This window comes from Stenotrophomonas sp. BIO128-Bstrain (assembly GCF_030128875.1).
Taxonomy (GTDB): Bacteria; Pseudomonadota; Gammaproteobacteria; order Xanthomonadales; family Xanthomonadaceae; genus Stenotrophomonas; species Stenotrophomonas bentonitica_A.
The window spans coordinates 1,360,752-1,384,047 of the sequence record NZ_CP124620.1 but is presented as its reverse complement, the minus strand read 5'-3'; the positions used below and the strand labels follow the sequence as shown (position 1 = coordinate 1,384,047).

The window sequence follows — 23,296 nt, the reverse complement described above, 5'->3', positions numbered from 1 at the left end:
CCTGCCACCCTAAAGATTCCCATCATGGGAAGGTCAAGCATCGGATAACGGGGACGGAGGTGGCTATACCCTCCGTCCCCGTTGAAGCGCCTTACGGCTGAGCCGGGGTGCCGTCGGCGGTAACCCGCCAGATGGTGTTGGAGAGATCGTCGGCGACGATCAGCGCGCCGCGCGGATCGACGGTGACGCCCACCGGACGGCCACGGGTCTTGCCGTCTTCGCCGAAGAAGCCGCTCACGAAATCGATCGGTTCGCCGGCCGGGCGGCCATTGCTGAAGGGCACGAACACGACCTTGTAGCCCACCGGCGGATTGCGGTTCCAGCTGCCATGCTCGCCGACGAAGACACCCTCGGCGAACTGCGTGCCCATCACCGGGGACGAGAAGGCCACGCCCAGCGCGGCCACGTGCGAACCCAGCGCATAATCCGGTGCGATCGCCGAGGCGACCTTCTCCGGGTTCTGCGGCATCACCCGGCGGTCCACGTTCTTGCCCCAGTAGCTGTAGGGCCACCCATAGAAGCCGCCCTCCTTCACCGAGGTGAGGTAATCGGGCACCAGGTTGGGGCCGATCTCGTCACGTTCGTTGACCACCGCCCACAACGTGCCCGTGTCCGGCTGGATCGCCAACGCAGTGGGATTGCGGATGCCGGTGGCGTAATCCTTGTGCGCGCCGGTGACCGCATCGATCTGCCAGATCCGCGCGCGGTCTATCTCCACCGCCATGCCACGTTCGGTGATGTTGCTGTTGGAGCCGATGCCCACGTACAGATAACGGCCATCGGCGCTGGCGGTCATCGCCTTGGTCCAGTGATGGTTGATCGCCGCGGGCAGGTCGGTGAGCTTGACCGGTGCGCCACTCGCCTTGGTCTGCCCTTCCTGGTAGTCAAAGCGCACCACCGCGTCCTGGTTGGCAACAAAGATCGCATTGCCGATCATCGCCAGGCCGTACGGCGCGTTGAGCTTGTCGGCGAACACCGTTTTCAATTCGTAGACGCCATCGCCATCGGCGTCGCGCAGCAGGGTCAGGCGGTTGCCGCTCTTGACCGCGGTATTGCCCTTGGCCTTGATCTTGCCGGCGATGACATCCTTCGGCTTGAGGTTCGGCGCGCTGCCGCCGCGGCCTTCGGCCACGAGAATGTCGCCGTTGGGCAGCACCAGGGTCTGCCGCGGAATGGCCAGATCGGTGGCGATCGCCGAGATGCGGTAGCCCTTGGGCACGGTGGGGAGCATGTCACCCCATTGCGCCGGCTTGGCGATGGTCATGTCCGGCATCAGCCCGCGATGCGGCTTGGGCATCTCCGGGTTGCCGCCATACTGTTCCAGCTCCGGCGCCTTGCCGCTGCAGGCAGCCAGGGCGACCGCAAGCGCGGAGACCGAGAGAATGCGGAGCGTCGTCTGGCGGCTCATCGCACACCTCCCACGCGCAGGCTGGACAGTCCCACCCAGGTGGCGATCAGCGCCAGCACGGTCAGGATCACCGAGAGCACCAGGCCCGCCGGCATCACCGCCCACGCGTCGCGCGCATGGTGCAGGCAGTTGATGAAGCCCACGCCCCATATCACGGCGAGAATCACCACGTAAGCGAGGTTGCGACTGCCACGGACCAGCCCGACGATCCCGCACAGCAGCGCCAGCGTGGTCATCACCATTGCCCCGATCAGCAGCCAGGACGCGAAGTTGGCCCACTGGATCTCGTACGAACTCCAATACGCATAGTCCGCCAGCAGCGCGCCGAGGAACAACGGCAGCACGCCGCCCAGTACAGCGGCGTGGAACGGATGGATGACCCATGATCGGGTCAGGACAACGGTCGAAGCCATGATGGTCTCCTGGTGAGGGGGGCGAATCTCTCCCGATCCTGCCACCCCCGGCGTGATGGGGGTGCCGATGGCTCAGGTATCGGCCAGGTCCCAATACGGCGGCGAGCCGATCGCATCGGTCAGGAACGCCGAGACCTCGCGGACCTTGCGCGAGCGCAGCTTGTTTTCCGGTGAGAGCAGCTGCAGGTGCACGCGCTCGGACTGCGGGGAAAACTCCCACTCGCCGAGCAGCTTGACCATGCCGCCGCCCTGGAGGGTTTCCGCGTTGAACAGCCAGGTCGGGAACAGCACCACACCGCGCCCGGCGATGGCCGCGGCCAGCAGCGCTTCGGCATTGTTGCTGCGCAGCGGTCCGGTCACGTTCAAGGCCTTGAACGGTGCGTCCGGCGTAGCGCGGAAGTACCACTTCTGGATGCCCAGCTGTCCCTTGTAGACCAGGCACTGATGCTGCAGCAGATCCTCGGGGCGCTGCGGCGTGCCATGCGCGGCCAGATAGGCCGGGCTGGCGGCGAGGATGTTCCGGTGCGGGGCGATGACTTTGCCGATCAGCCCGGAGTCCACCAGCGGCCCGACCCGGATGGTGATGTCCACGCCCTCCTGCACCGGGTCGATCAGCGTGTCGGTGAGCGTGAGTTCCACGATCAGCTCGGGATACCTGGCCTGCAGCGTGTTGACGATATGCGCGATGTGCAGCCGCCCCAGCGATTCGGGCGCATTGATGCGGATGAGGCCGCGCAGTTCCGCGTCGCGGCCTTCCAGCTGTTCGACCGCTTCATCCAGCAGATCCACGGCATCGCGCACCTGCAGGTGGAACTGCTCGCCGGCCTCGGTCAGCCGCACCGCGCGCGTGCTGCGGTAGAACAGCTGCTGCCCCACATCCTGCTCAAGCGCGGCGATGAAGCGCGAGACCGACGAGGCCGGAACGCGGTAGTGCCGCGCCGTGGCTAGGAAGCTGCCGGTGGCGGCGACGGTAAGGAAATAGCGGAGCGCTTTGAGCTGCATGGGGAAGGCCTCGGCATCTGAATTGCGATTCCAGCAATAGTTATTTGCCCGATGGCCCGATTGTGACGGATATCGCACGCCCCTAGGATGACGTCAGGCGTCTGGCGTTCCCGCCATGCCCTCCCCCATCCCCTCTCCCGGACCCACCATGAGTTCTCTGTTCGACACCTTCGACCTCGCCGGCGTGCCGTTGCGCAACCGTGTGGTCATGGCCCCGCTGACACGCGCCCGTGCCCCGCATGACGCCGCCGACGAGCGCACCGCGCTGTATTACGCCCAGCGCGCCACCGCCGGCCTGATCGTCAGCGAAGGCACGCCCATTTCCCGCGAAGGCCAGGGCTATCTGTTCAACCCGGGCATTTTCACCGCCGAGCAGATCGCCGGCTGGCGCCTGACCACCGATTCGGTCCACGCCCTGGGCAGCCGCATGTTCGCGCAGCTCTGGCATGTGGGCCGCGTCTCCCACCCGACCATCCAGGCCGACGCTGCGCGCCCGGTCAGCGCCAGTTCGAAGCTGCCGGTCGGCGCGCAGGCGTTCGGCTATGACGACACCGGCACGCCCGCGCTGGTCGCCTCTCCGGCGCCACGCCAGCTTCAGACCGATGAGATCCCGCGCATCGTGGCCGACTTCGCACAGGCGGCCGCCAATGCCATCGAGGCCGGCTTCGACGGCGTGGAGATCCACGGCGCCAACGGCTACCTGCATGAGCAGTTCATCAACCCGCGGGTGAATGATCGCACCGACGCATATGGCCCGCAGACGCTCGACAACCGCCTGCGCTTCACGCTGGAGGTGATCGACGCGGTGGTCGCGCGCATCGGCGCGTCGCGCACCGCGATCCGTCTGTCGCCCTATGGCCAGCTGTTCGACATGCCGCTGTACCCGGAGATCGACGCGACCTACACCGCCCTGATCCAGGCCATCGGGCAGCGCGGCCTGGCGTATGTGCACCTGATGGACCAGTCCGGTTTCAAGGTCGGCCAGAAGTCGGTCGATGGCGCGGGCGATTCGGGCTTCAGTGGCCTGCTGCGCACGCTCAAGCCGCATCTGCCCGGGACCGCACTCATCCTCGCCGGCGGGATGACCCGCGAGCGCGCCGAGCAGTTGATCGCGGCAGGCATGATCGACCTGGCCGCGTTCGGCGCCGCCTTCATCAGCAATCCGGATCTGGTGGCGCGCCTGCAGCATGGCTGGCCGCTGGCGCCTGCCGATCGCGCCACCTTCTACGGTGGCGGCGCGACCGGCTACATCGACTACCCGGCGTACGTTCCCGCGCGCGGGCACGCGACATCGCAGGCCGCTTGATCGAACGGGGCCGGCAATGCCGGCCCTTTTCCTTATCCTTCCCAGCTCACGCCCTTGGGCGCACTGGAAAAACCCGCGGCACGCAGGGCATCCATCAAGGCGTCGCGCTTCACCACCGCGTCGTTGATCAGCTCCAGGGTGAAGGAACTGCGCCGGCCACGCCTGAGCGCACTGGCCAGTGCCTGCGAGGCCGCGCCAAGCGACGGATCATCCGCCTCGACATACACCTGCAGGTTGCGCCCCCCCTGGGCCAGATACATCAGCAGGCGCCCACCGCCGATCACCACGAACGCGCCAGCCCGCCGCATCGGACGCTGCCCCGTGCGATGCGCTGGCCACGGCAGCACCGTACCGAACGGATTGGCCGGGTCCACCGCGGACAGGCCGACCGCGATGTCGGCAGCCCCCGGCCGCAGCGCTTCGGCAATCCCGCGCAGGCGGTCCACCAGCAGGCGGTCAGCGAACTGCGCCCCGCCCAGCCCCTCCACGAAACGCCCGCGCAGCACGCGGCCGGTGTCCTCCATCCCACGATAGACCTGCTGCAACGCCGGGAAGCCGCCGGCAATCCCTTCCGCGACGGCCGCGCCACGGGTCACGATGCCGTGGCGATCCAGCAGGCCCTCGGCCAGGGCCACCGCACGCACGGTGTCACTCACCGCCTCCCGTTGCAGCAGCGACCAGCGACCGGCCAGCGTCGGCGCCGCGAAGCTGGCGGTGCCCGGCGGCGAACCTTCACTGACGGGGGGTATATCGTGCATCGGAATGCCGCGGAAACCGCGGCTGCGCCGCGACGTTCTGGCCACGCGGGGGCGCGGCGGGCGCGTGCCGGACAGCGCGCGCAGCGGCGCCCACAGGTCGGTGGTCACCTGGCCTGACCAGGCCAGGTCCCACAGGGCGCTCTGCAGCTGGTCCGGGGTGATCTCCGGGCTGGCCGTGCCGGCCTGCTCCCACTGGCTGCGCACGGCCGCGGCCAGTTGCCGTGCGAAGTACGCACCACCGTCGGCCAGCACCTGCAGGATGCCGGTCTGCAACGCGGAGAGCTCCGCGTTGGGCGGGAGTGCCGGCAGGGTCTCGGCGGCCAGTTCCTGCAGGTGCAGCGCGACCAGGCCGTCGTCCTCGCCGATGCGGCCATGGCCCGACCACAGCACCGTGCCGGTCGCGAGCAGTTCGTCCAGCAGTCCGGGCGCGTAGTCCACCACCCGCGCGGGCAATACCTGCTGCTCCCATACCGAGGCGGGCAGCGGCACGCCGGCCAGCAGTTCCACGACCCGTGCCACGCCGTCGATGCCCTCCAGCGCACTGCGGGCCGGGGTCTGCATGCCACGGGCGGCCTGGGCGGCATCGGCGATCAGGCCATGCCGTTCCAGCACCAGCAACGCGTAAGCCTCGCGGGGCACCGGCCGGGTAGCCTCGCGCGCGGCCTGCAGCGAGCGCACCCGCAACCGCCGGAACACGTCCTCGCTCACCCATTCGTGACGGGCCAATGGCACCGGTGACGGCATCGCGCCGGCACCCTCCGACTGCCACCGGACCACGCCGAACGTGCCCTTCAGCAGCTTGCCCTGCATCTCCAGCCGGGTCAGCGCGGCATCGGCCACGGCCACGCCCAGCCCGAACGCCGCTGCTGCGTCGGCGGTGGTGAACGGCGGATGGCTGCGGGCATAGCGCGCCAGCAACTCGCCCAACGGATCGGCAGCCGGCTGCAGGAATGCGTCGGGCAGGTCCGCCGCCACAGCGACACCGAGTGCGTCGCGCAGGCGTGCGGCATCTTCGATGGCGGCCCAGTGTTCGACACCGGCGATCGGAATCCGGATCGCGCGGCGCTCCTGCTCCAATGCCTGGAGCAGCGGCAGCGGCTCGGCGTCGATGAGGCGCGCGGCCAGCGCAGCCGCCGTGAGCGGGCCCAGCTCGCGCAGCAGATCGGCAACGCCCTCCTTGCCCTTGGCGCGGCGATCCGGCGCGCGCCGCTGCAGCGCCTCGCCCATCGCGTCGACCACGGTGGGATCGAGCAGTTCGCCCAGATCGACCTGGCCGAGCAGATCCCCCAGCAGGCTGCTGTCGAGCGAGAGCACCGACGCGCGGCGCTCGGCCAGCGGCACGTCGGTGCCGTACATGAACTCGGCGACATAGCCGAACAGCAGGTTCGCCGCGAACGGTGACGGCACCTCGGTGGTGACCTCGGCCATCGCCACGCGCCCATCGGCCAGCCGCTGCATCAACCCATCCAGTGCGTCCAGATCGTAGACGTCCTGCAGGCATTCGCGCGCGGTTTCGATCAGGATCGGAAATTCGGGGTAGCCCTGCGCGATCCCGAGCAGCTCGCCCGCGCGCAGGCGCTGCTGCCACAGCGGGGAGCGGCGGCCCGGCGTGCGCCGCGGCAACAACAGCGCGCGCGCCGCGCATTCGCGGAAGCGGGCGGCGAACAAGGCCGAGCCGCCCACCGCACGGGTCACCTCGCTGCGCAGCCGCTCCGGCTCGAACAGGAACAGCTCCGCCCCGGGCAGGCGGCCGGCTGCGTCGGGCAGCCGCGCGATGATGCCGTCATCACTGGCCACCACCGCGGGATCGATGCCCCAGCGCTCGCGGATGCGCGCGGCCATCGCCAGCGCCCACGGGTCATGCACGCGCCGGCCATACGGAGAATGCAGCATCAACCGCCAGTCGCCGGATTCGTCGCGGCAACGTTCCACCACCAGCGTGCGATCAGTGGGTAGCAGGCCGGTGGCCTCACGTTGTTCGCCCAGCAGGCCGACGATGTTGGCGACCGCGTTGTCGGCCAACCCATCGGCCTGCAGCCGCGCCCGCAGCGCGGGGGAAACGTCGCCCTCGCCGACCGCGCCTTCCAGCGCCCCGATGAAGGCACCGACCGCTTCGCCCAGCTCGGCGGGGCGCCCCACGCCTTCGCCCCGCCAGAACGGCAGCCGCGCCGAGCGGCCCGGTGCCGGGGTCACCACCACCTGGTCATGGGTGATCTGTTCGATGCGCCACGACGTCGCGCCGAGCGTGATCACGTCATTGACGCGCGACTCATGGACCATTTCCTCGTCCAGCTCGCCGACCCGGCGCGAGCCCGCGCGTTCCTCGCCCTCCGGCAGCATCACGCTGAACATGCCGCGGTCGGGAATGGTGCCGCCGCTGGTGACGGCCAACTGCTTCGATCCGGGCCGGGCGCTCAGCTCACCGGTGTCACGGTTCCAGACCAGCCGTGGGCGGAACCCGGCGAAATCATCGGACGGGTAGCGCCCGGCCAGCATGTCCAGCGTGGCATCGAAGGCGCTGCGCGGCAGCGACCGGTACGGCGCCGCGCGACGCACACAGGTAAACCACGCCTCCACCTGCAGCGTATCCATCGCCGCGGCGGCCACGGTCTGCTGGGCCAGCACGTCCAGCGGATTGCGCGGAGGGTCGATCGCCTCGATATCGCCGGCGAGCATGCGCTCCACCGCGACCGTCGCATCGATCAGATCGCGGCGGGTGCGTGGGTAGACCAGGCCGGTGGAGATGCCGCCCACCTGGTGGCTGGCGCGCCCGACCCGCTGCAGTGCACTGGCCACCGAAGGCGGCGCTGCGACCTGGATGACCAGATCGACCAGGCCCATGTCGATCCCCAGCTCCAGGCTGGAGGTGGCGACCACGCAGCGCAGCTCACCGGATTTGAGCGCCTGTTCGATCTCGCGGCGCTGCTCTTTGGACACCGAGCCATGGTGTGAACGTGCGATCAGCGGCTCTGCCCCGGCCGAGCGCGCGGCGGTGCCGCCAGTGAAGGAACCATGGTGCTCTGCCGCCGGAGCCTGCGTTGGCCGCTGCGCGAGGCGCTCGGCGTACAGCTCGTTGAGCCGCGCCGTCAGCTTCTCGGCCACCCCGCGCGCGTTGGCGAACACGATGGTGGAGCGCCGGGCCAGCACCTGGTCGAGAATGCTGGCCTCCACGTGCGGCCAGATCGACCCCAGCCGCCCGGAGGATGCAGCGCTGTCGGACGCGCCCGGATGTGGCGGCAGGTCGGCCATGTCCTCCACCGGCACGACGATGCGCACGTCCAGCGCCCGTTGCGACGGTGGATGGATTACGCTGACGGGGCGGTCGCCCCCGAGGAACCGCGCGACTTCTTCGACCGGCCGCACCGTGGCCGACAGCCCGATGCGCTGCGCGGGCACCGCCAGCAGGGACTCCAGCCGCTCCAGGCTCAGCGCCAGATGGGTGCCGCGCTTGCTGCCGGCCACCGCATGGATTTCATCGATGATCACGGTATGCACGTCGCGCAGCGTCTCGCGCGCCTGCGAGGTCAACATCAGGAACAACGATTCGGGCGTGGTGATCAGGATGTCGGGCGGGCGCCGGACCAGCCGCGCCCGCTCCGCGGCCGTGGTATCCCCGGTGCGGATCGCCACGGACAGGTTGACCGCCGGATCGCCGCGCCGCTCACGCTCGGCGCTGACCCCCTGCAAGGGAATCTGCAGGTTGCGCTGCACGTCGGCGCCGAGCGCCTTGATCGGCGAGAGGTACAGTACGCGGGTGCCGCGCTTCTTCGGCGGCGCTGGATCGGAGGGCGGAACGCTGGATGGCTCGCCGCTGCGGAACAACTGGTCGATCGCGTGCAGGAACGCCGCCAGCGTCTTGCCCGAACCGGTCGGCGCGATCACCAGCGTGTGCTCGCCGGCGCCGATCGCAGCCCAGGCATGCGCCTGCGCCGGCGTGGGCGCGGTGAACGCCGCGATGAACCAGGCGCGCGTGGCCGGGGTGAAGGTGGCCAGCGAACCGGTGGGGGAAGCGTTCGGGGTGGGCATGCAACAACGAGACCAGGCGAGCGCTCGTGGCGCATCCGCTCAAGAGGTTAACCGATCTCGAACACCACCTCTTTCACCGTGCCGGTAAACGGGAATGGTCCCTTGTACTGCGTCGACACGGCTTCGCCGAGATCACGACCGATGTCCATGGTCTCGGTGGCGCTGTAGCGGGCCGGCGGCACATGGGCGAATGGCAGGCTCGCCACCTCGTTGCCGTTGATCGCCAGGCGGCCGGTTCCGCCGCCGCCGTAGGCCTGGCTTTCATGGGTGTAATGGAAGGATACGGTCACTTCTCCAGCAGGAAGCCGGGTTCCGGCACGGATGAGGTCGCGCTCGCGGCCGAAGAAGTTGTTCTCGTACATCAGTTCGCCGTCCTTGACGAAGAACGCGTAGCCCGCGCTGCCGCCCGCCGCGACAATCACGCCTTCCGCGCCGCCCTGCGGAATGACCAGGGTGGCGGTGATGCTGTGGCTGCGCGCCTTCACGTCGGGGGCGGTGCCCTCGCTGATGCGCGTGGTGCCGCCGTAATATTTGAACCGCGCCCGGCCACGGGTCACGCTGGGGCGGTCGGGCACGTGCGCGCGCTCGGAGAAGCGATCATCCAGCGGGAACACGAAATTGGCGTCGGCCTCCTGGCGGAAGATCTCCAGCAGCTGCGCCAGCTTCTCCGGATGCGTGGCCGCAAGGTCATTGGCCTGGCTGAAGTCCTGGCTCAGGTCGTACAACTCCCAATGGTCGCGTTCGAAATGACCGTCGCGTCCCAGCAGCACCCACGGCACGCCATGGTGCGCCGAGGCGATCCAGCCGTCATGGTAGATCGCCCGGTTGCCTGCATTTTCGAAGTACTGGGTGAGATGGGTGGACGGCGCATCGGCATCGGCGAAGGTATGCAGGAAGCTGGCACCGTCGAGCTTCTGCTGCCGGACCCCATTGACCGCTTCGGGGAAGGCGATTCCGGCCGCTTCGTAGATGGTCGGCGCGATGTCGACCACGTGCTGGAACTGCGCGCGCAGTTCGCCACCGTTCTTGATCCTGGCCGGCCAGGTGATCGACACCCCGGTGCGGTTGCCACCGAAGTGACTGGCCACCTGTTTGGTCCACTGGAACGGGCAGTCCACCGCCCAGGCCCAGCCCACGGCGAAGTGGTTCTCGTGATGGGACTGTCCGATCTCATCGATGGCCGCCAGCATGGTCGGAACGTCATCGGGGAGCCCGTTCTGGGTCGCCATGTTGTTCAACGTCCCGAGCAGACCGCCCTCCGGGCTGCACCCGTTATCGCCCAGCACCGCGATGATCAGCGTGTTGTCGGCGTTGGGCAGCGCGTTGACCGCCTCGAGCAGGCGGCCGATGTGTTCATCCAGGTGGGTCAGGAAGCCGGCGAAGCACTCCATCTGCCGGGCGAACAGCCGCTTTTCGTCTGCACTGTAGGTGTCCCAGCCGGGTAACTCGGCCGGCCGCGGGGTGAGCTGCGCATCGGCGGGAATCGCACCGACGGCTTTCTGGTTCTCGAACAACTTGGCCCGGTAAGCGTCCCAGCCGAGATCGAACTGCCCCTTGAAGCGTTCGATGTACGGCTCGGGCACATGGTGGGGCGCATGCATCGCCCCGGGCGCCCAGTACAGGAACCACGGGCGGTCCGGGGTGATGGACTGGCGGGTGTGCAGCCACTGGATGGCCTGGGTCGTCAGGTCGTCGGTGAGGTGGTAGCCCTGCTCGGGGGTGGTCTCCGGCTCGACCGGCGTGGTGTTCCTGAACAATTGCGGGGTGAACTGGTTGGTCTCCCCGCCCATGAACCCGTAGAAGGTCTGGAAGCCCTTGCCGGTGGGCCAGCGATCGAAGGGCCCGACCGGGCTGGTTTCCCAATCAGGCGTGTTGTGCCACTTGCCGAACGCGGCCGTGCTGTAGCCGTTGTAGGCCAGCACCTGCGGAATGGCCGCATTGTCGTCGGCCCACATGCTGTTGTAGCCGGGGAAGCCCGTGGACGCCTCGGTGATCGAACCGTTGCCGGTGCGGTGGTGGTTGCGGCCGGACAACAGCGCCGCCCGGGTCGGCGAGCACAGCGCGCAATTATGGAAGTGGCTGTAGCGCAGGCCGTTGTGCGCCAGCGCATCGATGTTGGGGGTGGGGATCAGCCCGCCGAACATCGAGGTGCCCCCGTAGCCGAGATCATCGATCAGGATGACCAGCACATCCGGTGCGCCGGCCGGCGGCGCCACCGGCTGCGGAAAGTCGGCCGTGGCCTCCTTGTAGTTCTCGGTGATCGTCCCGGAGAACGCCGGCACCGGCAGGGGCAGATTGCTGACCTTTGTGTTCATGGGGCGTCCTGTGAATGAGGGGCAGTTGGAAGTCCGTCACTGAAGTCTGCGTTGCAGCCAGCCGCTCGGCGACCGCAGAACTACTGGCGGGCCCGGGTGAAAACTACTGGCCGCTGCCCCACGCCAGGCAGCTCGTCGGGCCGGACTACCGGCCGCCCCACACCGGCCGCCATTCGTCCCTTCACCCCCGGAATCCAGCCCCAGGCCAGTGCGGCTGGGCCTTGCCGGCATCACACTCATCGGCATCACGCACAGCGCCAACCGAAGGAACGACTTCCATGAAACGACGCGATTGCCTCAAAGCCGGGCTGACCCTGCCCCTGCTGCCCACGCTGCTCAAGGCCGGCCCCGCCTTCGCGGCGACCGGTGCGAGGGTGCGGCCGGGGAGCGCGGCCTGGCCGGCGGCGGCCGAGTGGGACCGGCTGTCGCGTGCGGTAGGCGGCCGGCTGTCGGTCCCCCAGTCGCCGTTCCTGGCCGACCCTGCCACCCGCGCGGCCGCCCTGGAGCAGTTGCAGAACCCCTTCTTCCTCGGTGACCAGCCCGCCCTGACCCAGACCAGTGGCTACTTCGGGGCGTGGCGCTCCGTACCGAGTGCCAAGGTGGTCTCGGCCGCCAACAGCGCCGACGTTGCCGCCGCGGTGAACTTCGCCCGTACCCACCGGCTGCGGCTGGTGGTCAAAGGCGGTGGGCACAGCTACCACGGCACGTCCTGCGCGCCGGATTCGCTGCTGGTCTGGACCCGCGCGATGAACCAGGTCGAGCTGCATGACGCCTTTGTGGCCCACAACGCGCGCCCGGGCACGGCGCCACAGCCAGCGGTGAGCGTTGGCGCCGGGGCCATGTGGATCGATGCCTACGATGCGGTCACCACCCGCGGTGGGCGCTATGTCCAGGGCGGCGGCTGCACCTCGGTGGGGGTGACCGGCCTGGTCACCGGCGGCGGCTTCGGCAGCTTCTCCAAGGCGCATGGCACGGCGGCGGCCAGCCTGCTCGAGGCCGAGATCGTCACCGCCGACGGCCAGATCCGCATCGTCAACGCCGACAACGACCCGGAACTGTTCTGGGCCCTCAAGGGCGGCTGTGCGGCGAGCTTCGGGATCGTGACCCGGATGACGCTGCGCACCCATGCCCTGCCCGACACGTTCGGCGGCGTCTCCTGCCAGATCCAGGCCAGCGACGACGCCAGCTGGCAGGCGCTGGCGGCGGAGATGCTGCGCTTCTACCGCGACACGCTGTGCAACGCGCACTGGGGCGAGCAGATCACCTTCACCGACACGCGCCGGCTCTCGGTCTCGATGGTGTTCCAGGGGCTGTCGCGCGACGCGGCCGAAGCCACCTGGTCGCCGTTCCTGGCATGGGTGCGTGCACGGCCGGCCTACACGATCACCGACCCCCTGCAGGCCCTGGCGATGCCGGCCCGCGATTTCTGGGATGCCGATTTCTTCCGACAGCATGCCCCCGGGTTCATCGCCGAGGACACCCGCGCGGGTGCCTCGCCGCGGCACATGCTGTGGAAGGGCGATCAGGGCCAGGTCGGCTGGTTCCTGCACGGCTACGCCTCGGCCTGGCTGCCGTCGGGCTTGCTGGATGATGCGCGGCGTGAGCAGGCGGCGGCCGCGATCTGCGCTGCGGCCGAGCACATGGATGTCGGCCTGCACTGCAACAAGGGCCTGTTCGGTGCCCCGGCCGCTGCGCTGGCGGCCAGCCGTGACACCGCCACCCATCCTGCGGTGCTGGATGCCTTCGCGCTGGCCATCATCGGCAATGCCGGCGGACCGATCTTCCCGGGCCTGGGCCTGAAGGTGGACGAGCCCCGTGCACGCCGGGGGGCCTTGAACGTAGCGCGCGCCTACCAGGCGCTGAGCGCGGTGGCCCCGTCCGCACCGGCGTACGTCTCCGAGAGCGACTACTTCCAGACAGACTGGCAGCAGGCATTCTGGGGACCGAACTACCCTCGCCTTCAGGCCGCCAAGCGCCGCTACGATCCGCAGGGGCTGTTCGTCATCCACCACGGGGTGGGCAGCGAGGACTGGAGCGCGGACGGCTTCGAGCGCATCCGCGGCTAGGCCAGCACGTGACCCAAGGCCTGCTGCGCGCGCCGGTTCTCCGCCGGCGTGCCGATGGTGATCCGCACCCAGGTGTCATACGGGGCGAACACCCGCGCGATGCGCACGCCCTGCTGCAGCAACCCGGCTGCGACGGCTGCATGCGGGCGCCCGGTGTCGACGAACACGAAATTGCCGGCGGCCTCGGTAGAACGCAGGCCCAGCCCGGTCAGCACCTGCTGCCAGCGCTGCCGCTCCAGCGCAACGCTGCGCCGGACCTGGGCCACGTGGACGGTATCGGCCAGCGCAGCCGCTGCCGCGGCGAGAGAGAGCTGGTTCTGCGCGTGCGCGCCCCCTACCCCGCGCTGACGCAGCGCTCCGGCCAGCCCGGTCGGGGCCAGCGCATAGCCGACCTGCAGACCCGCCAGCGCGTGGATCTTGCCCAGCGTGCGGAACACCACCACGTTCTGGCCCTGCCGCAGCAGGCGCACCGCGCTCAACGCGGCCGCATCCTCACGGTAGTCCAGGTAGGCCTCATCGACGATCACCAGCGTGCGCGCCTGCGCGGCGCTCACGAAACGATCGAAGTCCGCGCCTGGGCTGAGCGTGCCCGAGGGATTGTGCGGATTGACCACGAACAGCGCGCGGGTGTCCGGCGCGATCGTGGCCAGCAATGCGGGCAGGTCATTCTCCAGCCGCGCGTTCAACGGCACTTCCACCGCCCGCCCGCCAAAGGGCCTGGCCGCATCCACCAGCGCGCCATAGCCGGGCACCGAGTAGATGAAGCCACCGGCACCTTCGCTCAGCGCCAGGTGCTGGCCAAGTGCTTCCAGCACTTCACCGACGATGACCTGCTCCGGCGCGACCCCTTCCAGCGTGGCGATCTGCACCTGCAGGGCCTGCAACTGGGCGGCGCTCACGTAGCGCGGCGCTTCCACCAGCGCACGCTGCACGGCCGGCCCCACCTTCGGCGAGGGACCGTAGCTGCTTTCGTTGAGGTCCAGCCGCAGCACATCGATAGCGGTGTCGGCGGCGGCGGACGGTGCGGCCGCAGCGGCCGATCCGGCCACCGGCGCCAGCGCGGCTACCGCCGCCGTGGTCAGGCCGGCACGCAGCCAGTGCCGGCGCTGCGGGTCGGCAGGTAGCGTGCCTGTCATCGTGGGACGGGTCATTGGAAACGGGCCTCCAGGCGGGCGTAGTAATACGTGCCACTCCAGCCGAACGGCGACAGTTCGCTGTACGGGAACACGCCAAAGGTATCCGCACCGGAGACCTGCGGGGTGGTGGCGATGTTGCGGGTGGGATAGGTATTGAACAGATTGTTCGCGCCCACCACCAGCGTGACCGTGTCGGTGGCGCGGAACGCGATGTCCAGATCAGTGACCCAGCGCGCCTCCAGCGTCTGGATCACGTCGACATTGCCCGCCGTACCGGCTTCGGTCGGCAGCGTGCGGAAGCGGGTCGAGCCCTGCGCGAAGGCAGCGACGTTGGCCGCACTTTGGTTGGTCGCCGCCACCCCTTCGATCTCACCGTAGCGGTGCGTGCCCAGGTGCAGGCCCCAGCGGCCCACGTCCCAGCCCAGCGCGAGCGTCAGGTTGTCGCGCGGCTGGCCCTTCTCCACGCGGGTGCGCTCGGTGACATCGAACAACGGTGTGCGCACGCCGAGCGCGGTGAGCTGCGACGGGGTCGAGGCGACGTGGGTCAGCTCCGTCTTGTTGCGGTTGTAGGCGACGGTCGCGGTCAGCCGGCCATGATCGGCAAGGTCCCACAGGTAGCGTGCCGACGCATCCACGCCGGTGGTGCGGGTATCTGCGGCATTGCTGAAGTAGCGCACGCTGGTCACCCCCGGTGAACCCAGCGCCGCGAGGTAGTCGCGGATCGCGGTGGAGCCGGCTGCATCGACGAAGTTGCTGGAAAGGAAGATGCGGTCATCGATATCGATCCGGTACACATCCAGTGATGCGCTGAGCCCGCCGATGCCCCAGGTGAGGCCGGCGGTGAGATTGGTGGCCTGTTCCGGCTCCAGCGACCGCGCGCCCAGCGCGCGCGCTTCCACGGTATCCACTGGCGCGGTGCGCACCAGCACGTACTCCGCCACCCCGGTGACGGCATTGTTGAGGGTGCGGCTGCTGGTGGAACTGAAGTACTGCTGGGCCAGTGCGGGCGCATGGAAGCCGCTGCTGACCGAGGCGCGCAGCGCGACCCCGCCATCGAGCTGGTAGCGCAGTGCGAGCTTGCCGTTGGTGGTGCTGCCGAAATCGCTGTAGTCCTCCCAGCGCCCTGCCAGCGAGACCAGGAAGCGGTCGGTGACGTCAGTCTCGGCCTCGGCATAGGCCGAGATGTTGTGCCGATGGTGGTTGCCCGCATCGGCCGGCTGGATGCCGGCGAAGCCCTGCGAGCCGATGGTCGGCACGCTGCCGGCGGACGGACCATCGAGCACCCGTGCCGGCCCCCACACATACGAGTTCAGTTCGCCCGGCGAAATGCCGTAGGTATCGCGGCGGAACTCCGCGCCCAGCGCGAGTCGCAGCGGCGCATGCCAGCCCAGCTCGATACTGTTGTTGGCATCCAGGTTGGTGGTCCACTGCGAGGCCTCCAGCGCGCCGTTGTAGAACGCGGTCGGGCTGTCGGCACCCAGCGTGGCGTTGAGCGTGTTGCGGGTGCGGTAGACCAGCTTGTTGCGTCCGTAGACGCTGCTCAGGTCCCAGTGCCAGTCACCGAGCAGGCCTTTGATGCCCGCACCAAGCGACGCATTGGTGCTTTGGGTATCGACCCACGGCAGGAATCCGTCCGGGTAGATCGCACGCACGTTCTCGACCTGGCCGGCGCGGCGCAATGAGGCATTGGAGCTGCCTTCGCTCACCCCATAGCCGCCGAAGGCGTAGGCCTCCAGGCCCTCGGCCCAGGCCAGCGGCTTGCGCAGGTTGCCGAACACGGTTTTCTCGACGGTATCGGCCGAATCGGCGAAACGCCACAGCGCATCGCGATCGATGGTGGCCTCACGTGGATCGGCGACCGCACCGGCGGCCGCACCGCCGATCGGGGCCAGGCCGGTGCCGGAGCCGAAGGTGCTTGATGGTGCCACCGGTGCCCCGTTGCGGCCGATGCCGAAGTACTGCTGGCGGGTATCGGGCAGTGCGCGGTTGGCAGCCTTGCGGTCACGATAGTCCCAGGTCAGGTGCAGGCCACCGCCCTCGGCAAAGGCCACGCCGGTATCGAGCGCGACGGCCGTCGTACCACCGCCGCCATCGCGGGTGGTACCGCGGCTGACGCGACCTTCAAACCCGGCATCCTCGCGCAGCACGATGTTGATCACCCCGGCGATCGCATCGGACCCGTACTGGGCGGACGCCCCATCGCGCAGCACCTCCACCCGCTCGATCGCGCTGACCGGGATGGCATTCAGATCGGTGGAGACCGCGCCCTTGCCCACCGTACCGCCGGTGTTGACCCAGGCACTGGCATGCCGGCGCTTGCCGTTGACCAGCACCAGGGTCTGATCCGGCGACAGCCCGCGCAGCGTTGCCGAGCGGATATGGGTGTTGCCGTCCGGCGTGGTCGGGTGCGGGAAATTGAACGAGGGCAGCAGCGACTGCAGGATCTGGCTGATGTCGGTGTAGCCGCTGCTGCGGATGTCCTCGGCGCCGAGCACGTCGATCGGGACCGGGGACTCCAGCACGGTGCGTGCCTGGGTGCGGCTGCCGAGCACGGTGAGCTGGTCGAGCTGGGTGACCGCCGGGGCGTCGCCGGGTGATTGGGCGTGGACCGGCAGGGTGGAGAGCAGGCTGGCAAACACGGCGACGGACAGACGGCGACGTCGCAGCACGGTGGCGCGAGGATTCATGGCAACTTCCGCAGAGATCGGGCGAGGCCCGCAAAAGACGATGGAGCGCGGCGCAGGTGGCACGTCAACGGCGACATCGCCGTGGCAGATGGAAGGCAGGCAAGACAGGCTCCCCCGGGTGACCTGCGGCCCATGTTGCAAACTTGCTGCAGAGCGTCAATCCACCCCGCCGGGCGTACCCTCGCGCGCCCGGACGCCTCCGCCATCGCCCTCGCTCAAGTCACTGATTTCACTCGATGGCGGTGGCGGCGCAGCGACCAACGCCCTTACCCATGGGCATATCCACATAGCCGACGGTGTTTGCCGCCCGACGGCCAACGACCGCCCGATGCCGCCGCCTGCGCGGCCATGACGATCCGCAGATGCAGGCGCACACGCGCAGGCGTAGCCTTCGCGCAGCCTGCCCGCCAACGGAGATCGCCCCGTGTTTCCGATCACGCCCGCCCGCGTTGCCCCTGCCCTGCTTGCCTTCGCCATCGCTGGCGCGGTGGCCCTTCCTGTCCCGGAGGCGCGTGCACAGACGCCTGCGAACTCACGTGCCGTTGCCCCCGCCTCGTTCAACGCACTGCTCGATGCGCAGACGATGGCCGCGATCAACGCCGATCCCGAACTGCGCACGATGCTGGGCATCAGCGGCGACGCAGCGGGTGATCTGTCCGACCAGTTGACCGACGTCTCGCTGGCGCGGCGCGAGGTCAACCGCCGCGCGATGGCCGACAACCTCGCCCAGATCAAGGCCTGGCACGGCGCGCCACTGGATCCGCAGCAGCGTCTGAGCGACGGGCTCGCGCGCTGGTTCTACCAGGCCCAGATCGATCTGATGGAGGTGCCGTGGGCCGCAGCATGGTTGCCGGTTGGCGGCAGCACCTACGCGGTGGATCAACTGTTCAGCCTGCCGGTCAACCTGCCGCAGTTCATGGACAACCAGCACGCGGTGACCGATGACACCAGTGCACGCCACTACATCGCGCGCCTGCGGGCCATGGGGCCCAAGCTGAACCAGGTCCGGGCCAACATGGACATGCAGGCCCGCCAGGGTGTGGTGCCGCCTGAGGTGGCGCTGGAGGGGGCGGCCAACCAGTTCCGTACGCTGCTCGCGCCCGCACCGGAAAACAGCCTGTGGGTGCAGTCACTGCAGCGCAAAGTGGACAAGGTCCCCGCCATCGCCGCCCCGCGCCGGGCAGAGCTGATCGCCGAGGCGACCACCGCCGTGCGCGACGCCGTCAATCCGGGGTACCAGCGCCTGCTCGATGACGTGCAGGCCAAGCTGGCCACCCATCCCGGCAACAAGGGGGTGTGGGCCCTGCCCGAGGGCAAGGCGTATTACGACGCGGCACTGCGCTGGTACACCAGCACCGATCTGGATGCCGATGCGATCCACCAGATCGGCCTGCGCGAAGTCGCGCGCCTGGACAAGGCCATGGATGCACGCCTGAAGCAGCTGGGTCTGCGCGACGGCACGGTTGCCGCGCGGATCGAGACGCTACGCAAGGATCCGCGCTACCTGTATCCGGACAGCGATGCCGGCCGCCAGGCGCTGATCGGCGACATCCAGCAGCGGCTGAGCGACCTGGGCCCGATCCTGCCCACCTACTTCGGCCACCTGCCCGCGCAGAAACTGGTGGTGCAGCCAGTGCCCACGCACATGCAGGCCACCTCGCCGGGCGGTTACTACTACCCCCCGGCGATGGACGGCTCGCGGCCGGGCACGTTCTTCATCAACCTGGGCGATATCACCTCCAATACGCGCTGGAGCATTCCCACCCTCACCTATCACGAGGGCTCGCCCGGCCATCACTTCCAGATCTCGATCGGCCAGACCCTCACCGACCTGCCGATGCTGCGCCGCAGCCTCAACCCGAGTGCGTTCAGCGAGGGCTGGGCGCTGTATGCCGAACAGTTGATGGCCGAGGCCGGCGTGTATCGGGACGACCCCGCCGGTGACCTCGGTCGGCTGCAGGCCGAAATGTTCCGCTCGGTACGGCTGGTGGTGGATACCGGCCTGCACCGCAAGCAGTGGACGCCCGAACAGGCGATGGCCTACATGCAGGCCAAGACCGGGATGACGCCGGGCGATGTCCGCATCGAGGTCTATCGCTACCTGGTGCAGCCCGGCCAGGCGTCGTCCTACAAGATGGGCCAGCTGCGCCTGCTGGAACTGCGCGAGCACGCCCGCAGGCAACTGGGCGACCGCTTCGACATCCGCGCCTTCCACGACCTGATCCTGGGCAATGGGGCGATGCCGATGACGGTGGTCAGCCAGGCGGTCGAGGACTGGATCGCCGCCGGCGGGCCACCCTCCGCCCGCGCCCCCTGAGCGCACCGCGCAGGCGCCGGTGTGCGGCCGGCGACTGCGTATAAATACCTAGCGGCTTACCGTGTAACTCCGGTTGTCCGCGGCGTGGGCGGTCCGCAGAGTGTCAACAGGGCCGGCCGGTCGCGCGGCCCATCGACGACACTCTGGAGACCGTCATGCCGCGCACCCCGTCGCGCCTGCTGTTGGCCCTGGTCTTGGCCGGACCGCTGCTGTTGTCACCGCCGCCGCTTGCCGCGCAGACCGCGCCGGCGACGATCGATGCCGAGGCGATCCAGGCCCTGACCCGCATGGGCACCGCCCTGCGCGCCCTGCCGCACTTCTCACTCAGCGCCACGACCAGCACCGAGTATGTGCTCGATGATGGCCAGAAGATCGCGTTGCCTGGCACCGTCACGTATCGCGTGCTTGGACCGGACCACTTCTTCGCGGAAATCCAGAGCGACCAGCAGCACCGCCAGCTCTTCTACGACGGCAAGGCCCTGACGATCTACTCCCCGCGCCTGAAGTACTACGCCACGCTGGATGGATTGAACAAGAGCAGCCAGGCGCTGCTGGCCGAATCGGCCACCACCTATGGCATCGAACTGCCGCTGGCCGACCTGTTCCTGTGGGGCACGCCGGCGTTCCCGACCGATCAGTTCCAGTCGGCACTGCTGGTCGGCAGTGCCCGCATCGGCGGCGAGGCCACGCACCATTACGCCTTCCGGCAGCCCGGCGTGGATTGGCAGGTCTGGATCTCCGATGCCACCCATCTGCCGCGGCAACTGGCCATCACCAGCCACAGCGACCCGGCCCTGCCCACCTACCAGGCCACGTTGAACTGGGACACGCGGCGCACGGTGACCGCGAAGGAACTGGCCTTCGACCCCAAGGGGGCCACCAAGATCGTGTTCCTTCCGGTCGCGCTGGCCGCGCAGACCACGCCTGACGGGGAGAACTGAGCATGGACCGTTCCTCGACGCTTCGCGCCGCACTGGCGCCCGCCTTGATCACCCTGCTGCTGGGCAGCGCGTTGCTGCCGGCCGATGCCCAGGCACGGCCGGGCCTGCGCGGCTTTGCCCATCCTTCGATCGCCCATGCCGGCGGTTTCGGTGGCGGAGGCTTCGCGCACGGCGGTGGCGGCTTCGCGCCGCATCCGCCGGGGCCAGGCCCTTCGCCACATCCCGGTCCGGGGCCCCGCCCCGAGCCGGGTCCGCATCCTGGGCCGGGTCCCGGTCCCCACCCTGCTCCGGGGCCGGGACCCGGGCCGGGACCTCATCCGCCAGGCCCGGGCCCGGGTCCTGGCCCGCACCCGCCGGGTCCCGGGCCGTACCCGCCGCCGCCGCCGCCGTACTGGGACCACCCGTTCTGGGATGCCGCGGCATTCACCGCCGGCGTCGCGGTCACCTCGGCGGTGATCGGTTCGGTGGTGTACTCGCTGCCGGTGGACTGCAGCACCGTCATCGTCAACGGCCTGGGCTACCAGCGCTGTGACAATGCCTGGTACCAGCCGCGCTACTCCGGCACCACCGTGCAGTACGTGGTCGTGGATGCACCGCAATGATCTGCCGCCGCCCAGCGCTGTCCCGGCTGGCGCTGCTCGCCGGCATCGCCTGCGCGGCGCCACTGGCCGCGCAGGACGCGCCGGCCGGCCCGGCGTCCTCCGATGACATCGCCCGCAAGCTCGCCGACCCCGGGGCGGCCCTGATCTCGGTGCCGTTCCAGTACAACTACCAGGGCTCGGTCGGGCCGGGCGGCGACGTCCACAATCAGCAGTTGAAGATCCAGCCGGTGATTCCCTTCGTCGGTGAGAACGGCAAGTTCATCCTGCGCCCGATCCTGCCGTTGAGCTGGAATCAGTTCCCGGAAGACAAGCACGGGACCGGCGATCTGTTCGTGCAGGGGTACTACATCCCCAAGACCGCCTCCGAGGCACATGGCACCGAGGTCGGCTTCGGCTTCGCCGCGCTGCTCGATACCGCCTCGCACGACAGCCTGGGCACGGGCAAATACTCGCTCGGCCCGGCCTTCATCGTGGTGCACAAAACGCAGAAGTGGACCGTCGGTGCACTGGCCAACCATGTCTGGTCGGTGGGCGGTGACAGCGACCGCGAGGATGTCAGCAGCACCAGCGTGCAGCCCTTCCTCACCCGCAACCTGCCCCAGGGCTGGTCGCTGAGCTTCACCTCCGAGACCAACTACAACTGGAAGGCCGACAGCGGCGACGCATGGACGGTGCCGCTGGGAGCGACCGTGTCCAAGGTACTGCGGCTGGGCCACACGCCGGTGAGCATCGGAGTGGGCGGCTTCTACAACGTTGACCGCCCGCAGTACGCCAGCCGCTGGACCGCGCGGATGATGGTGACCCTGGTCTTCCCCGAATGATGCCGACGCGCGCCGCCTGGTGCGCGCACTGAAGAGGACATGATCATGCGACTGCTGCGCACCGCCACCGCCCTGGCGATCGCCGGGGCGATCCTCGCCCTGGTCGCCGCCTGCAGGCCGGCGCCATCGAGCCAGGCCACGACCGCACCGAGTGAGCCGCCCGCGGACGCCGCCGCCGATACGCGCGCGATCGCCCGCGATGCGTATGTGTACGGCGTCCCGATGCTGGGCGAGTACCAGACGATGCACACCTTCAGCATCGACACCGCCAACCCGCAGTACAAGGGGCCGTTCAACACCATCCTCAACATCGCCCGCGTGTTTACCCCGGCCGACACCGCCTTCGTGACGCCCAACTCGGACACCCCCTACTCGTTCGCCGGGCTGGACCTGCGCGCCGAGCCGGTGGTGATCACCGTGCCGAAAATGGAAGCGGAGCGCTACTTCGTGTTCCAGCTGATGGACCTGTACACCTACAACTTCGCCTACATCGGCAGCCGCACGACCGGCAATGAGGGCGGGCACTATCTGATCGCCGGCCCGGACTGGCAGGGCGCCGTTCCCGACGGCATCACCCAGGTGATCCGTTCGGAAACCCAGCTGGTCAGCCTGGTCGGGCGCACGCAGCTGTTCAACCCCGCCGACCTGGACAACGTCAAACGCATCCAGGCCGGGTACAAGGTGCAACCGTTGTCGGCGTACCTGGGCACACCTGCGCCGCCGGCGCCGGCCGCGGTGGACTGGCCCACGCCGTTGTCCGGCAGCGAGGCACGCACCTCGCCAGCCTTCTTTAGCCAACTGGCGTTCCTGCTGCAGTTCGCGCCGCCGCATCCCAGTGAAGTGGACCTGCGCGCGCGCTTTGCCCGGATCGGCATCGTGCCGGGGCAGCCCTTGGACGTGGCGGCGCTGCCGCCGCCGACGCTGCAGGCGTTGAAGGACGGGATGGCCGATGGGCAGCATGACATCGACGCGCGCCGCAGCGCGCTGGGCGGGAAGATGGACACGCTGTTCGGCACCCGCGAATTCCTCAAGAACGATTATGTCGCGCGCGCCACCGGCACCCAGATGGGCATCGGCGCCAACTCGCGCGACGAAGCGCTGTATCCCATCTACGAAAAGGATGCCGACGGCGCCCCGCTTGACGGCAGCCAGCACCGCTACGTGCTGCGCTTCGGCAAGGACGGCCTGCCGCCGGTGAACGCGTTCTGGTCGCTGACCATGTATGACCTGCCTGGCCAGCTGCTGGTGGCCAACCCGATCGACCGCTATCTGATCAATGCCGCGATGCTGCCGCAGCTCAAAAAAGACGCTGATGGTGGCGTCACGCTGTACCTGCAGCACGACTCGCCGGGGCCGGACAAACAGAGCAACTGGCTTCCGGCGCCCAACGGCCCGTTCATGGCCGCGATGCGCTACTACTGGCCCGAGCCTGCGCTGCTGCAGGGCCAGTGGACCTCGCCGCAGATCGAGCGGGTGCAGTGACCGCTGTTCCTTCCGG

The 23,296-nt window shown here is 69.0% G+C and carries 14 protein-coding genes; 7 read left to right on the top strand and 7 right to left on the bottom strand.

What is annotated here, in order from left to right:
- Positions 1-91 precede the first annotated feature (91 nt).
- The 3 genes from POS15_RS06200 to POS15_RS06190 all read right to left on the bottom strand — a co-directional run bounded on the left by POS15_RS06200 (position 92) and on the right by POS15_RS06190 (position 2,823).
- Complete coding sequence (locus POS15_RS06200) at positions 92-1,408, bottom strand: sorbosone dehydrogenase family protein (protein WP_019184656.1); 1,317 nt, start codon at positions 1,406-1,408, stop codon at positions 92-94.
- The gene (locus tag POS15_RS06195; RefSeq protein WP_019184657.1) at positions 1,405-1,821 is read right to left on the bottom strand and encodes a DUF2231 domain-containing protein; all 417 of its coding nucleotides are present in this window, start codon (positions 1,819-1,821) and stop codon (positions 1,405-1,407) included. The genes POS15_RS06200 and POS15_RS06195 overlap by 4 nt, the downstream gene beginning before the upstream one ends.
- 72 nt (positions 1,822-1,893) lie before the next feature.
- Positions 1,894-2,823 carry a LysR family transcriptional regulator gene (locus POS15_RS06190; RefSeq protein WP_284129216.1) on the bottom strand — a complete coding sequence of 310 codons (930 nt, stop codon included), beginning with the start codon at positions 2,821-2,823 and terminating at the stop codon, positions 1,894-1,896.
- A gap of 148 nt (positions 2,824-2,971) precedes the next feature.
- Here POS15_RS06190 and POS15_RS06185 point away from each other — a divergent pair, with 148 nt between their 5' ends.
- Positions 2,972-4,129 carry an alkene reductase gene (locus POS15_RS06185; protein ID WP_284129215.1) on the top strand — a complete coding sequence of 386 codons (1,158 nt, stop codon included), beginning with the start codon at positions 2,972-2,974 and terminating at the stop codon, positions 4,127-4,129.
- Between the two features lie 32 nt (positions 4,130-4,161).
- Here POS15_RS06185 and POS15_RS06180 read toward each other — a convergent pair whose 3' ends face one another.
- The gene (locus POS15_RS06180; protein ID WP_046273570.1) at positions 4,162-8,913 is read right to left on the bottom strand and encodes an ATP-dependent helicase; all 4,752 of its coding nucleotides are present in this window, start codon (positions 8,911-8,913) and stop codon (positions 4,162-4,164) included.
- Between the two features lie 47 nt (positions 8,914-8,960).
- The gene (locus POS15_RS06175) at positions 8,961-11,228 is read right to left on the bottom strand and encodes an arylsulfatase (protein ID WP_046273569.1); all 2,268 of its coding nucleotides are present in this window, start codon (positions 11,226-11,228) and stop codon (positions 8,961-8,963) included.
- A gap of 278 nt (positions 11,229-11,506) precedes the next feature.
- Between POS15_RS06175 and POS15_RS06170 the strand changes: the two genes are divergently transcribed.
- Positions 11,507-13,294, top strand: coding sequence for an FAD-binding protein (locus POS15_RS06170; RefSeq protein ID WP_284129214.1), 1,788 nt, complete (start codon positions 11,507-11,509; stop codon positions 13,292-13,294).
- Here the strand turns inward: POS15_RS06170 and POS15_RS06165 are convergent.
- Together POS15_RS06165 and POS15_RS06160 are read right to left on the bottom strand one after the other, a co-directional pair.
- A complete protein-coding gene (locus POS15_RS06165) occupies positions 13,291-14,445 on the bottom strand; it encodes a histidinol-phosphate transaminase (RefSeq protein WP_284129213.1) in 1,155 nt (384 codons plus the stop codon). The genes POS15_RS06170 and POS15_RS06165 overlap by 4 nt on opposite strands.
- A complete protein-coding gene (locus tag POS15_RS06160) occupies positions 14,442-17,117 on the bottom strand; it encodes a TonB-dependent receptor (protein WP_284129212.1) in 2,676 nt (891 codons plus the stop codon). Before POS15_RS06160 ends, POS15_RS06165 begins: the two co-directional genes overlap by 4 nt.
- Before the next feature lie 424 nt (positions 17,118-17,541).
- Between POS15_RS06160 and POS15_RS06155 the strand changes: the two genes are divergently transcribed.
- The 5 genes from POS15_RS06155 (at position 17,542) to POS15_RS06135 (ending at position 23,280) form a co-directional block, all read left to right on the top strand.
- A complete protein-coding gene (locus POS15_RS06155; RefSeq protein WP_284129211.1) occupies positions 17,542-19,434 on the top strand; it encodes a DUF885 domain-containing protein in 1,893 nt (630 codons plus the stop codon).
- 155 nt (positions 19,435-19,589) lie between these two features.
- The gene (locus POS15_RS06150; protein WP_284129210.1) at positions 19,590-20,375 is read left to right on the top strand and encodes a DUF2092 domain-containing protein; all 786 of its coding nucleotides are present in this window, start codon (positions 19,590-19,592) and stop codon (positions 20,373-20,375) included.
- Between the two features lie 2 nt (positions 20,376-20,377).
- Positions 20,378-20,977 carry a hypothetical protein gene (locus tag POS15_RS06145; protein WP_284129209.1) on the top strand — a complete coding sequence of 200 codons (600 nt, stop codon included), beginning with the start codon at positions 20,378-20,380 and terminating at the stop codon, positions 20,975-20,977.
- Entirely contained in the window at positions 20,974-21,798 is an 825-nt protein-coding gene (locus tag POS15_RS06140; protein ID WP_019184667.1) for a hypothetical protein, read from the top strand. Before POS15_RS06145 ends, POS15_RS06140 begins: the two co-directional genes overlap by 4 nt.
- Before the next feature lie 39 nt (positions 21,799-21,837).
- Complete coding sequence (locus POS15_RS06135) at positions 21,838-23,280, top strand: DUF1254 domain-containing protein (RefSeq protein WP_284129208.1); 1,443 nt, start codon at positions 21,838-21,840, stop codon at positions 23,278-23,280.
- The last annotated feature ends 16 nt before the right edge of the window (positions 23,281-23,296 follow it).

Bases quoted from the DNA above. Each gene is read 5' to 3' on its own strand.
- POS15_RS06170 (WP_284129214.1), top strand. From the start codon at position 11,507: ATGAAACGACGCGATTGCCTCAAAGCCGGGCTGACCCTGCCCCTGCTG.
- POS15_RS06135 (WP_284129208.1), top strand. From the start codon at position 21,838: ATGATCATGCGACTGCTGCGCACCGCCACCGCCCTGGCGATCGCCGGG.
- POS15_RS06190 (WP_284129216.1), bottom strand. From the start codon at position 2,823: ATGCAGCTCAAAGCGCTCCGCTATTTCCTTACCGTCGCCGCCACCGGC.
- POS15_RS06165 (WP_284129213.1), bottom strand. From the start codon at position 14,445: ATGACCCGTCCCACGATGACAGGCACGCTACCTGCCGACCCGCAGCGC.
- POS15_RS06195 (WP_019184657.1), bottom strand. From the start codon at position 1,821: ATGGCTTCGACCGTTGTCCTGACCCGATCATGGGTCATCCATCCGTTC.
- POS15_RS06150 (WP_284129210.1), top strand. From the start codon at position 19,590: ATGCCGCGCACCCCGTCGCGCCTGCTGTTGGCCCTGGTCTTGGCCGGA.
- POS15_RS06175 (WP_046273569.1), bottom strand. From the start codon at position 11,228: ATGAACACAAAGGTCAGCAATCTGCCCCTGCCGGTGCCGGCGTTCTCC.
- POS15_RS06160 (WP_284129212.1), bottom strand. From the start codon at position 17,117: ATGAATCCTCGCGCCACCGTGCTGCGACGTCGCCGTCTGTCCGTCGCC.
- POS15_RS06200 (WP_019184656.1), bottom strand. From the start codon at position 1,408: ATGAGCCGCCAGACGACGCTCCGCATTCTCTCGGTCTCCGCGCTTGCG.
- POS15_RS06145 (WP_284129209.1), top strand. From the start codon at position 20,378: ATGGACCGTTCCTCGACGCTTCGCGCCGCACTGGCGCCCGCCTTGATC.
- POS15_RS06180 (WP_046273570.1), bottom strand. From the start codon at position 8,913: ATGCCCACCCCGAACGCTTCCCCCACCGGTTCGCTGGCCACCTTCACC.
- POS15_RS06140 (WP_019184667.1), top strand. From the start codon at position 20,974: ATGATCTGCCGCCGCCCAGCGCTGTCCCGGCTGGCGCTGCTCGCCGGC.
- POS15_RS06185 (WP_284129215.1), top strand. From the start codon at position 2,972: ATGAGTTCTCTGTTCGACACCTTCGACCTCGCCGGCGTGCCGTTGCGC.